Genomic DNA, 12,003 nt, shown 5'->3' with positions numbered 1-12,003 from the left:
AAACGAGAGACAAAAGTCTCGTAGCCGCCCACAATCACCATGATCAACAGGTTGGAGATCATGACCACGTCGATCAAGGCCAAAACCACCAGCATGATCACGGTTTCATTCAGTGCCGTTAACTGCACATCGGCTTTGTAGCCAATGCTGCTGACCAGGGCTTGGAGGGCGACCTGGTTGCCGAAAGCGGCCTCCAGCAGGTGGATCAGTTCAACCCAAAAATGGTATACATAGACCGCTTGTGCGGCGATCAGCCCCAAGTAAAGGGGCAATTGCAACCAACGGCTGGCAAAAATGAAATTGCTCAAGGGGCTCAATTTGCCTGGAGGGGCGGACTGCTTGGTGGACATGTTTTTCCTGAATAGGGCTTGAAGGCAGGGCCTTGCGGCGAAAATAGATTTTAGGCGGTAGAAGTTCCATTTCACCCCAAGTTCGTGCAAGTCTGATGTCAGTCAGTGCTTTGTAAGTGCGAAAGCAGACATTTGCACCAGTTTTCAAAACACTTATGTCATTGAGGAGACAAATTCGATGAGTTCCAACCTTTACCAACCCAGCGCTGACTTTGTCAAAAACGCTCACGTCTCTGGCATGCCTGCTTATGAAGCGCTTTGCAAAGAAGCCGAAGCCGACTACCAAGGCTACTGGGCTCGCCTGGCCAACGAACTGATCAGCTGGAAGACCCCCTTCACCCGGGTGCTCGACGAGTCCAATGCGCCTTTTTTCAAGTGGTTCGAAGACGGCACGCTGAATGCCTCTTACAACTGCCTGGACCGCAACGTCGAAAAAGGCTTGGGCGACAAGACCGCCATCATTTTCGAAGCCGATGGCGGCGAAGTGACCCAAGTGACTTACAGCCAGTTGCTGGCCAAGACCTGCCAATATGCCAACGTGTTGAAGAGCTTGGGCATTCAAAAAGGTGACCGCGTGGTCATCTACATCTCCATGTCCATTGAAGGCGTGGCCGCCATGCAGGCCTGTGCCCGCATCGGCGCAACCCATTCGGTGGTGTTCGGTGGCTTTTCTGCCCAGTCGCTGCGCGACCGCATTGAAGACACCGGCGCGGTGGCGGTCATCACCGCCGACAACCAGGTGCGCGGCGGCAAATTGCTGCCCCTCAAATCCATCGTGGACGATGCCATCAACCTGGGCGGTTGCGGCTCCATCAAGAATGTGTTGGTCGTCAAGCGCTCGGGCGCCGACATCGCCATGACCGCTGGCCGCGACCAGTGGATGGCCGAGCTGGCCGACCAACAGGCCACCACCTGCGAGCCCGAGTGGGTGGGTGCCGAGCACCCCTTGTTCTTGCTTTACACCTCAGGCTCCACAGGCAAGCCCAAAGGCGTTCAGCACAGCACCGGCGGCTACCTCCTGCATGCAGCCTTGACCACCCAATGGACCTTCGACTTGAAGCAAGACGACGTGTTCTGGTGCACCGCCGACATCGGTTGGGTCACAGGCCACACCTACATCACCTATGGCCCCCTGGCCCTGGGTGGCACCGAGATCGTGTTTGAAGGCGTGCCCACTTATCCGAACGCCGGCCGTTTCTGGAAGATGATTCAGGACCACAAAGCCACCATCTTCTACACCGCGCCCACAGCCATCCGATCGCTGATCAAAGCGGCCGAAGCCAACGATGCCGTGCATCCCAAGAGCTATGACCTGTCCAGCCTGCGTTTGCTCGGCTCGGTCGGCGAGCCGATCAACCCTGCCGCCTGGGAGTGGTACCACCAGCATGTGGGGGGGGGCAATTGCCCCATCGTGGACACCTTCTGGCAAACCGAAACTGGCGGCCACATGATCACGCCGCTGCCTGGTGCCACACCCATGGTGCCTGGCTCTTGCACGCTGGCCTTCCCCGGCATTCAAGCGGCCATCGTGGACGAGACCGGTAAAGACATGCCCGATGGCCAAGGCGGCATTTTGGTGGTCAAGCGCCCATGGCCTTCCATGATCCGCAACATCTGGGGCGACCCTGAGCGCTTCAAAAAGAGTTACTACCCGGAAGACTTCAAGGGCAAGTATTACTTGGCGGGTGACGGTGCGATCCGCGATGAGAAAACCGGTTACTTCACCATCACGGGCCGCATTGACGACGTCCTGAACGTCTCGGGTCACCGCATGGGGACCATGGAAATCGAATCGGCCTTGGTCAGTTGCACCGAGTTGGTGGCCGAAGCCGCCGTGGTGGGCCGCCCTGACGACACCACAGGAGAAGCGATTTGCGCCTTCGTTGTGCTCAAACGCTCGCTGCCCGACACCGAAGAAGGCAAGGCCATTGCCAAGCAATTGCGCGACCACATCGCCAAGGAAATCGGTCCGATTGCCAAGCCCAAAGACATCCGCTTCGGCGAGAACTTGCCCAAGACCCGTTCGGGCAAGATCATGCGCCGCTTGTTGCGTTCGCTGGCCAAAGGCGAAGAGATCACGCAAGACATCTCGACTTTGGAAAACCCGGCAATTTTGGGTCAGCTGGGTCAGGCCTATTGATAGTCGCTGAAGCGCAGAGGGCTTTTCAGCCCCTCGCACCGATGAAAAAAAGGCAGCCTCGGCTGCCTTTTGTCATGGTGCGTGGCCGTTTCAGCTTTTCATGGCCAAGCCTAGGCGCTCGATCACTGCCTTTTCAGATTGGAAGGTGTCGCGGATGAACTTGGTGTATTCCTCCGTGCCCATGTAAATCACCGACTGGTCGTATTTGTCGAAGCTGGCCATGACAGCCGGGTCTTGCAAGGTGCTCCTGAAGGCGTCATGTAATTTTTTGACCACAGCCGGGTCCATGCCCTTGGGGCCGCCGATGCCAAAGGGCGAGTCGGACACGGTGTCGAAACCCAGTTCGTTGAGTGTGGGCACGTTGGGCCAGCGCTTGGTGCGTTTGCTGCCATAGGTGGCCAGCAGTCGCATGGTGCCTGCCTCGACCTGCGGTGCCCAGCCGGTGGCGTCGCTGTGCGACATCACATGGCCGCCCAGCACAGCTTGCACGCCATCTGCGCTGCCTTTGAAAGGCACATGGGTAACGTCGATTTTGGCTTTGCTGGCGAATTCTGCAAATGCCAAGTGTGGCGTGGTGCCGTTGCCAGTGGAGCCATAGGTGAATTTGCCTGGGTTGGCCCGGGCAAATGCCACCAAATCGGCGATGGATTTGATGGGGGAGTCTGCCCTGACGACCACGCCAAAGGTATAGCCGGTCAGGCAGGCGATGTAAGTGAAGTCTTTGAGCGGATCAAACTGCATTTTTTGCATGTGCGGCAAACGCGCCACGCCAATGGTGATTTGCGACAGGGTGTAGCCGTCGGGCTGGGCACGAACCAGTTCATTGGGTCCGAGCATGCCGCTGGCGCCGGGTTTGTTTTCGATGACCACTTGAACGCCCAATGCCTTGGCGGCGCTCTCAGCCAAAGCACGCATGACCGCGTCGCTTGAGCCGCCAGCAGGCCAGGGGCAGATCAGTTTGATGGGCTTGGCTGGAAAAGCTTGTGCCTGCGCCACAGTAGGAAATGCCACTGTGGCTGCTGCGGCCACAGAGGCTTGAACAAAAGTGCGTCGTGACGTGCCTTGGGTTGTCAAACCAGTCTCCTTGATGAATAGGTCAGCTTATTGAAAATCAAGTCGATCGTTCCGACAAGGGGGCAAACCTGCACGCTGACCCTGGGCTGGTCGCTTGTGTGACTGGTGTCAGAGGATGCCCCTGGTTGATGGGTTCAGTCGCCCAACACCAAGCCTTCGCGTCGCGGGTCCGCCCCCCCAAACCATCCATTGGGTGTGCGCTCAATCGCTTGAATGCCGCTGGTCATGTCCATTTCACGCACCTCGTGACCGCGCGCTTTCAGGGCGTCCACGGTGCTGCGGTCAAAGCGCTGGGCTTCCAGCAGTGTGGGGCCACCCAAGGAGCCGAAGTTGGGCAGGTCGATGGCCTGCTGCGCGTTCAGCCCCCAGTGCAATGTGCCCGTGAGCAGCTTGGCGGTGTAGTGGATGATGGCTGCTCCGCCAGGGCTGCCACCGCTCATGAGCAATTGACCGGAGGTTTTGTCAAATACCAAGGTGGGTGACATGGAAGAGCGCGGGCGCTTGCCCGGCTCGACTCGGTTGGCAATCGGGCGGCCTTGGCCGTCCGCAGGCGCAAAGCTGAAGTCGGTCAATTCGTTGTTCAGCAAAAAGCCACCGGGTCGTGAGGGGTCGGTGGTGACCATGCGTCGTGAACCAAAAGCAGCCTCGATGGTGGTGGTCATGGCCAACGCGCGGCCTTGTGCGTCCACCACGCTGATGTGGCTGGTGCCGTATTCGGTTTGATTGGGCATGGGTGCCCACGCTGATTTGACGCCTGCAGGCAGGCCCGGTGATGCGGTCTTCATGGCTTGAGTGCCAATCAACTGACTGCGTTGACGCAGGTAGTCCGGTTCCAAGAGACTGCGCCAGTCGCCTCCCGGGGCTTTCACGAAATCAGGGTCTGCGAGGTATTGCGCGCGGTCTGCAAAGGCCAGGCGCGAGGCCTCGGTGTAGCGGTGCAGCCAGTCGGAAGAGGGCAGACCGGCTTGCATTTCTAGGCCTTGGGCATTGGTTTTGCCCATAATGCCCAGAATTTGGCCGATGGCGATTTGCCCTGATGAAGGGGGTGGAAAGCCGCAGATGCGGTAAACGCGTGTCTGAGCCGTATGGTCGAAACACAAGGCCTCGCGCACTTTAGGCTGGTAAGTGCGCAAGTCTTGCAGGCTCAAGCTGCCGGGTCGGGGCGCAGTTTGGGCTCGCTGCACAATGGCTTGGGCCACAGGCCCTTCGTGCAGGGCAAGGCTGCCCTCGGCCGCGATGCGCCGCAGCACATGGGCGTATTCGGGGTTGCGCAGCACATGGCCCACGGGCCAGGCCTGGCCCTGCGGGTTATAAAAAAAGCGCAAGGCCAAGGGGTCTTTTTTCAGATGGGGGTCGCTTTGCAGCAGGCTGTGAAGCCGCGGGCTCACCTTGAAGCCTTGTTCGGCCAAGGTGATCGCGGGCTGAAACAGCTGTGCCCAAGGCAAGTTGCCATGCTGCTTGTGGGCCGACTCCAGCATGCGCACCGCACCGGGCACGCCGACCGCGTGTCCGCTCAAAACAGCATCGTCAAAACCAAATGCTTTGCCGTCGCTGCCCATGAACATGTCCGGGCGCGCGCCTGCAGGTGCGGTTTCCCGGCCATCGTGCGCGGAGACTTTTTGACCGTCAAAGTGCAGCAAAAAGGCCCCGCCACCAATGCCACTCGATTGTGGTTCCACCAAACCCAGCACCAGTTGGACTGCTATGGCTGCATCCAGCGCCGAACCACCCGCACGCAAAACTTGCAATCCGGCATCGGCGGCCAAGGGATTGGCGGCAGCCACAGCTTGACGGGCGAAGGCCCAGCCTGGTTTATTGGTCATGCCAGTGGCTGCTTCGGGTTGCTCGGGAACACTGTATTGCCAGCCTGTGCTCGGGGTTGGGGATGCGCAAGCGCCCAACAAGGTCAGGGTGATCAGAGTCAAACTCAACTGGGTATGCATGTGGACCTCCATCTGTGCAACATGCTAGCCCGAAATTGACAACAGGCCTCGCTGGGCTGTCACCTTGGGCCTTGGAAGGCTCCCATCATTTCGGTGCGAGGCGGATCGCCCCATCCAAGCGAATCACTTCGCCATTGAGCATGTCGTTTTCGATGATGTGTTTGGCCAATTTGGCGTAGTCCTGCGGGGTGCCCAGGCGGCTGGGAAAGGGCACGCCGGCGGCCAAGGCGTCTTGCACTTCTTGCGGCATGCCGAACAGCATGGGGGTGCCAAAAATACCGGGGGCAATGGTCATGTTGCGGATGCCATTGCGTGCGAGGTCGCGGGCAATCGGCAGCGTCATGCCCACCACGCCGCCTTTGGACGCGGCGTAAGCGGCCTGTCCAATCTGCCCGTCGTAGGCGGCCACGCTGGCGGTACTGATCAGCACGCCGCGCTCGCCAGTGGATTCGGGCTCGTTTTGGCACATGGCTTCCGAAGCCAGACGGATCATGTTGAAGGTGCCGACCAAGTTGACCATGATGGTCTTGGTGTAGACGGCCAGGTTGTGTGCGCCGTTTTTGCCCACGGTTTTTTCGGCAGGGGCGATGCCTGCACAGTTGACCAGGCCCATCAGCTTGCCCATGGACACCGCTTTGGCCACCACGGCTTGGCCGTCGGCTTCGTTGCTCACATCGCACTTGACGAAGGCGCCGCCCAGTTCTTGGGCTATTGCGTCGCCTTTTTCAGACTGCATGTCGGCGATCACCACCTTGGCGCCGTTGGCCGCCAACATGCGCGCTGTGCCTTCGCCCAGGCCCGATGCGCCACCCGTGACGATGAAAACTTTGCCTTGAATGTCCATGATGGTCTCCTGAATTTGATTGACGTTACGTCAACTTCAATTATGCACACCTGGTCATTGATTCTTGCCCTTTTGGTGCTGGTTGAATGCGGTTTTCAAAGCCGTGCTTCAATGGGACCTCTTCATTTGCAAGCCGTTGACTCGGTTCATCATGACCCTCAATTCCATCCCATCTGATGCACTCGGACAAACGAAACCCCATCGACCTTGGCCGTTGTCGGCGCGTCTTTTCTTGAGTTTGGGTGCCTTAAGTGCTTGCCTGAGTGTGGTGTTCAGTGCCGCATTGGCGCATTTGCCCGTATTTGCAGGCGGCTTGCCCGCCATGGTGCAAACCGCATTGACCCAGCATCAATTCCATTCTCTGGGCCTGCTGTTCACAGGCTTGGCTTTGGTGGTATTTCGGGTCTCCCGATGGCTGCTGTCAGCGGGCTGGCTGATGCTGGTGGGTTTGGTCCTCTTCAGTTTCAACCTGTATGCGCGCCATGTCCTTGGGTTTGACTTGCTGCGGGCGTGGGTGCCTTGGGGGGGAGGCGCGTGGATTGTGGCTTGGTTGAGTTTGGCCCTTGGTTTGGCCACTGCGCGCAGCGCCATGGAGACCAGCCCATCGAGCAAGCTGGGGTCTTAAGCTTTTGGCTATCGACGCCATAGGAACTATTCATCGGTAAAAACCCTAGGTTGAATTATGATTGCTACCAATGAGTTATCTCATTCGATAGTTTTTTTAAATCAACCAAGGAAACACCATGTCCCTGATCAACACACAAGTTCAGCCGTTCAAAAACCAAGCCTTCCACAACGGCAAGTTCGTCGAAATCACCGAAGCCAGCCTCAAAGGCAAGTGGAACGTGTTCATCTTCATGCCCGCGGCGTTCACCTTCAACTGCCCCACAGAAATCGAAGACGCGGCTGACAACTATGCAGCTTTCCAAAAAGTTGGCGCTGAGGTGTACATCATCACCACCGACACCCACTTCTCGCACAAAGTGTGGCACGAGACTTCGCCTGCTGTGGGCAAAGCCAAGTTCCCATTGATCGGTGACCCCACACACAAGCTGACACGCGCTTTTGGCGTGCACATCGAAGAAGACGGTCTGGCCTTGCGCGGCACCTTCGTGATCAACCCAGACGGCATGATCAAGACCATGGAAGTCCATTCCAATGAAATCGCCCGTGATGTGTCTGAGACATTGCGCAAGCTGACCGCTGCCCAGTACACCGCCGCGAACCCAGGCCAAGTGTGCCCCGCCAAATGGAAAGAAGGCGCGAAGACTTTGGCGCCTTCCATCGACTTGGTCGGCAAGATCTAAATCTTGAACCCAAGCCCTGTTGATCAGGGCTTTCACCACCCTGCAGTGCAGGGCGTTGAGCACAGCGCAACACGGCCACAAACCTGGTGTGCGCTGTCCTCAACGATTCCCCCAAAACCTTTTTTTCGAGGCCTCGCCACAAGCAGGGCCCTGAATGTTTGCACCTTGAAACTGGAGAAAACCATGCTCGACGACACCCTCAAAGCGCAATTGCAGCAATACCTGGCCTTGCTGCGCCATCCGATTCGTTTGCTCGCATCGCTCGACGACAGCGAAACCGGCACGGACATGAAAAGCCTGTTGGAAACCATCGTGGGTCTGTCCGACAAGGTCACGCTGGACACCTCGGGCAACGATGCGCGCAAGCCTTCATTTGAGGTGTTGCGAGACGGTGAAACCCAGGGCGTTCGCTTTGCCGGTTTGCCGCTGGGCCACGAGTTCACCTCCTTGGTCTTGGCGCTGCTTTGGACTGGCGGCCACCCGCCCAAGGTCGATCCCGAAGTCATTGAGGCCATCAAAGGCTTGGACGGCGACTTCAGTTTTGAGGTGTACATGTCTTTGTCGTGCCACAACTGCCCTGACGTGGTGCAGGCCCTGTCGCTCATGGCCATCTTCAACCCCAAGGTTAAAACGGTGGTGATCGAAGGCGGTGCATTCCAGAAGGAAGTGGAAGAGCGCCAGATCATGGCTGTGCCCATGGTCTTCTTGAATGGTCAGGTGTTCGGCTCGGGCCGCATGAGTGTGGAAGAAATCGTGGCCAAGCTCGATACGGGCGCCGCCACCCGCGAAGCGGCCAAGTTGGACGCCAAAGATCCCTATGAAGTGCTGATTGTGGGCGGTGGACCTGCAGGCGCGGCGGCCGCTGTTTACGCGGCCCGCAAAGGCATCCGGGTGGGTGTGGCGGCTGAGCGCTTTGGCGGCCAGACCAACGACACCATGGCGATTGAGAATTACATCTCGGTGCTCGAGACCGACGGCCCCAAGTTCGCCGCCGCCTTGGAAGCCCAAGTGCGCCAGTACGGCGTGGACATCATGAACCTGCAACGCGCTGACAAGTTGACGCCAGCTGGCGCGGATGGTTTGGTGCAAGTCCACATGGAAAACGGCGCAACGCTCAAAGCCAAAACCGTGATTTTGTCGACGGGTGCGCGTTGGCGCAATGTGAACGTGCCCGGCGAAGCCGAGTACAAAAACAAGGGTGTGGCGTACTGCCCGCATTGCGACGGCCCGTTGTTCAAGGGCAAGCGCACCGCTGTGATCGGTGGCGGCAACTCCGGCATCGAAGCGGCGATTGACCTGGCTGGCATCGTCGAGCACGTCACCGTGATCGAATTTGCTGATCAGCTCAAAGCCGACGCCGTGCTGGTGAACAAGCTCAACAGCCTGCCCAATGTGACGGTGCACACCAACGCCCAGACCACCGAAATCACCGGTGACGGCAGCAAGGTCAACGGTATCCGCTATCGTGACCGCGCCACCGGCACCGAGCACCATGTGGCGTTGGTGGGCGTGTTCGTGCAAATCGGCTTGGTGCCCAACACCGAGTTCTTGAAAGGCACGATCGAACTCTCCAAGTTTGGTGAGATCATGATTGATGCCAAAGGCCACACCAATGTGCCCGGCGTGTTTGCCGCAGGTGACTGCACCACCGTGCCCTTCAAGCAAATCGTGATCGCCGCAGGTGAAGGCTCCAAGGCCGCCCTGAGCGCCTTCGACCACCTGATCCGGTCTTGAGCTTTATTTGAAGCCGACGCGGTCCAGCATTTGCTGGACCTTGATCTGGTTCATGCCCACGGCGCTGGTCGGGAGCAACTCGCTTTTGAAGCTGCCGCCGGTCATGGCTTTGAGGGCCGGGTTGTCAAAGCCCACACCTTTGGCGGCGGGCCATTCGTTGTTGCCGTTGGCAAAGTGGTTTTGCGCACTGGGGCTGGCAAGGTATTCCAAAAATTTGACCGCGTTTTCCGTGTTTTTGGCGTAACGGGCGACCGCGCCCCCGGCCACATTGACGTGCGTGCCCCAGCTGCTTTGATTGGGAAAGACCACCCCAATTTTGTCGGTCACTGCTTTGTCAGCCGGGTTGGACGAGCGCATCATGCGGGCCAGATAGTAAGTGTTGGTCACCGCTACACCGCATTCGCCAGAGGCCACTCCCTTGATCTGGTCGGTGTCACCGCCTTTGGGGCTGCGGGCCATGTTGTCCACCAGACCCTTGAGCCAGATTTCGGTTTTTTGAGAACCCAGGTGTTCGGTCATGGCGCCAAACAAGCTCAGGTTGTAAGGGTGTGAGCCAGAGCGGATGCACAACTTCCCCTTGAATTTTGATTCGGCCAGTTTCTCGTAGCTGTCCACATCGGTTTTGTTGTACGTGACCTTGTCGTACACGATCACACGCGCCCGTGTGGACAGGCCAAACCAAGCGGTTCCGCCGTTGTCGGATGCTTTGGCTCGCAATATGGTCGGAATGGCTTCTTCGAGTTTGGCTGATTTGATGGGCAAGAAAAGCCCATCGACCTCGGCACGCCACAAGCGAGCGGCGTCCACCAGCAAAATCACATCGGCAGGTGAAGCTGCACCTTCTGCTCGCAGGCGGGCGAGAATACCGGCATCGTCGGCATCGACCCGGTTGATCTTGATGCCGGTGGCTTTGCTGAAGTCGCTGTACATGACCTCGTCGGTCGGGTAATGCCTGGCTGAGTAGATGTTCAGGATTTTGTCTTGCGCCAATGTGGAGAGGGTGCTGAGCAGGCAAGCGATGCCGACAATGGATTTTGTGAAAGTCATGTTTTTTAGTGGTTTGGTTATTCAGAGTTTAGTACAAATGCGAATCATTCTCAATAAGTTATTTTTAAGTCATCCCTCTTTGTGGGTACAAAGCGACCTGAACAAAGTGCCGCTGAGGGGTTGGGCCTTTTGGTGTTTGCCACTCTGCCTGTTGTTGTCGGCTTGTGGCGGCATGCCGCCCGTCCCAACAAGTGAAGTAGGTAAAACACCGCCCGTTGTTGAGCGACGCGAGTTGAAACTGGGCCTGGCTTTGGGCGGTGGCGCGGCGCGCGGCTTTGCGCATTTGGGTGTGATCGAGGTGCTGGAAGAAGCGGGATTGCGACCCAGCCATTTGGTGGGCACTTCGGCCGGGAGCTTGGTGGCGGCTTTGTATGCCAGTGGCAAAAGCACGGCTGAATTGGCCCGCATTGCCGAAACCATGCAAGAGGCCGACATCACCGACTGGATGTTGCCCATTTTGAACAGAGGTGCTTTGCGAGGAGAGGCGCTGGCCAAATACGTCAACACCCAAGTGGGTGGGCGCAACTTGGAGCAGATGAAAATCCCCTTGGGGATCGTGGCCACCGACTTGAAAACTGGCGAGGCGATCACCTTTCGACGGGGCAACACGGGTGCGGCCGTGCGGGCCTCTAGCGCAGTTCCGGGGGTTTTTCAGCCGGTGCGCATTGGGGATCGGGAGTATGTCGATGGTGGTTTGGTGGCGCCCGTGCCGGTGCGCCAAACACGTGACATGGGGGCCAATTTCGTGATCGCTGTGGACATCTCCAGCGACCCTGAGGGCAATCCTTCGGCCGACACGTTTCAAATCCTGATGCAAACCTTCACCATCATGGGCAAGACCATCAACACCTTGGCCTTGAAGGAGGCCGATTTTGTGGTCAGACCTGCCTTGTTTGGAATCAAAAGTGCGGACTTTGGCGCACGCATGCGATCCATAGAGGCCGGACGCTCAGCCATGCGGGCATCCTTGCCCGCTCTGAAAATGCGCTTGGCGCAGTTCGAAGAGGGCCGCTGACCTGGACTGAATGGGCCTTGGCTGAGTCGACCTGGGCTGAATTTGGCAAATAAAAAAAGGGCTGATCTGACGATCAGCCCTTGAAGGGGTCCATGTTTCTCATCCAGAAATTCAAAAGGACCCGAGGAGACAACTTGCCTGAAGATCCGTTGGGCCACGCGTGCCTGAACGGAACTGAACCATCACTTTTTCTTGACTGCTTTGGGCGCGGCAGTTTGCGTCACCGTGGCCAAATTGGATTCGGCCAAGTCAGCGGCTTGCTTGACGGCTTTTTGCACCGACTCAAAAGCGGCACTGGCTGCACCAACTGCACTTTTCATCATGGCCACCGCTTGCTCGGAACCGGCAGGTGCATTTTGAGCAGCGGTGTCCACCAAAGTGGCCAATTGCTTTTGAGCGGCAGCCGATTGGGATTCGAATGCTTTGGTGAATTCGCCACTTGTGCCCGAAGCGATGTCGTACAGGTGACGGCTGTAGGCGGATGTTTTTTCGGCCAATGGCTGGAACAGGTTGGCTTGCATGGCCAGCAATTCCTGGGCGTCTTTGGCG

Annotated in this window: 11 protein-coding genes; 5 read left to right on the top strand and 6 right to left on the bottom strand. The window is 58.0% G+C overall.

All coding sequences use genetic code 11. The annotated features are described in order from the left end of the window. The coding region (locus Q0O19_RS11845) for a YqhA family protein (protein ID WP_295523235.1) at positions 1-350 on the bottom strand (350 nt) is incomplete at its 3' end. Positions 351-528: 178 nt separating this feature from the next. On the opposite strand from Q0O19_RS11845, the gene acs reads away from it, so the two are divergent. Next, entirely contained in the window at positions 529-2,490 is a 1,962-nt protein-coding gene (gene acs / locus Q0O19_RS11840) for an acetate--CoA ligase (RefSeq protein WP_295523233.1), read from the top strand. 90 nt (positions 2,491-2,580) lie between these two features. Here acs and Q0O19_RS11835 read toward each other — a convergent pair whose 3' ends face one another. The 3 genes from Q0O19_RS11835 to Q0O19_RS11825 form a co-directional block, all read right to left on the bottom strand. Then, the gene (locus Q0O19_RS11835; RefSeq protein WP_295523231.1) at positions 2,581-3,564 is read right to left on the bottom strand and encodes a tripartite tricarboxylate transporter substrate binding protein; all 984 of its coding nucleotides are present in this window, start codon (positions 3,562-3,564) and stop codon (positions 2,581-2,583) included. A 134-nt stretch (positions 3,565-3,698) separates the two neighbouring features. Continuing rightward, positions 3,699-5,507: a gamma-glutamyltransferase family protein gene (locus Q0O19_RS11830; RefSeq protein WP_295523228.1), complete on the bottom strand. Its 1,809-nt coding sequence runs from the start codon at positions 5,505-5,507 to the stop codon at positions 3,699-3,701. Positions 5,508-5,592: 85 nt separating this feature from the next. After that, on the bottom strand, positions 5,593-6,351 hold the full coding sequence (locus Q0O19_RS11825) for a 3-hydroxyacyl-CoA dehydrogenase (protein WP_295523226.1): 759 nt from the start codon (positions 6,349-6,351) through the stop codon (positions 5,593-5,595). Between the two features lie 151 nt (positions 6,352-6,502). On the opposite strand from Q0O19_RS11825, the gene Q0O19_RS11820 reads away from it, so the two are divergent. From Q0O19_RS11820 to ahpF, 3 genes are all read left to right on the top strand, one after another. Beyond that, positions 6,503-6,976, top strand: coding sequence for a DUF423 domain-containing protein (locus tag Q0O19_RS11820; protein WP_295523225.1), 474 nt, complete (start codon positions 6,503-6,505; stop codon positions 6,974-6,976). 118 nt (positions 6,977-7,094) lie between these two features. Beyond that, the gene (gene ahpC / locus Q0O19_RS11815; protein WP_295523223.1) at positions 7,095-7,658 is read left to right on the top strand and encodes an alkyl hydroperoxide reductase subunit C; all 564 of its coding nucleotides are present in this window, start codon (positions 7,095-7,097) and stop codon (positions 7,656-7,658) included. A gap of 183 nt (positions 7,659-7,841) precedes the next feature. Then, entirely contained in the window at positions 7,842-9,392 is a 1,551-nt protein-coding gene (gene ahpF, locus Q0O19_RS11810) for an alkyl hydroperoxide reductase subunit F (RefSeq protein WP_295523221.1), read from the top strand. 3 nt (positions 9,393-9,395) lie between these two features. Here the strand turns inward: ahpF and Q0O19_RS11805 are convergent, their stop codons facing one another. Next, the gene (locus tag Q0O19_RS11805; protein WP_295523219.1) at positions 9,396-10,439 is read right to left on the bottom strand and encodes an extracellular solute-binding protein; all 1,044 of its coding nucleotides are present in this window, start codon (positions 10,437-10,439) and stop codon (positions 9,396-9,398) included. 172 nt (positions 10,440-10,611) lie between these two features. Between Q0O19_RS11805 and Q0O19_RS11800 the strand changes: the two genes are divergently transcribed. After that, positions 10,612-11,454: a patatin-like phospholipase family protein gene (locus tag Q0O19_RS11800; protein ID WP_295523217.1), complete on the top strand. Its 843-nt coding sequence runs from the start codon at positions 10,612-10,614 to the stop codon at positions 11,452-11,454. Positions 11,455-11,636: 182 nt separating this feature from the next. Here Q0O19_RS11800 and phaP read toward each other — a convergent pair. Further along, the coding region (gene phaP, locus Q0O19_RS11795) for a TIGR01841 family phasin (protein ID WP_295523216.1) at positions 11,637-12,003 on the bottom strand (367 nt) is incomplete at its 5' end.

The organism is Limnohabitans sp. Rim8 (genome assembly GCF_945869175.1).
Classification (GTDB): Bacteria; Pseudomonadota; Gammaproteobacteria; order Burkholderiales; family Burkholderiaceae_C; genus Limnohabitans_A.
This window is presented reverse-complemented; position numbering and strand designations above follow the sequence as displayed.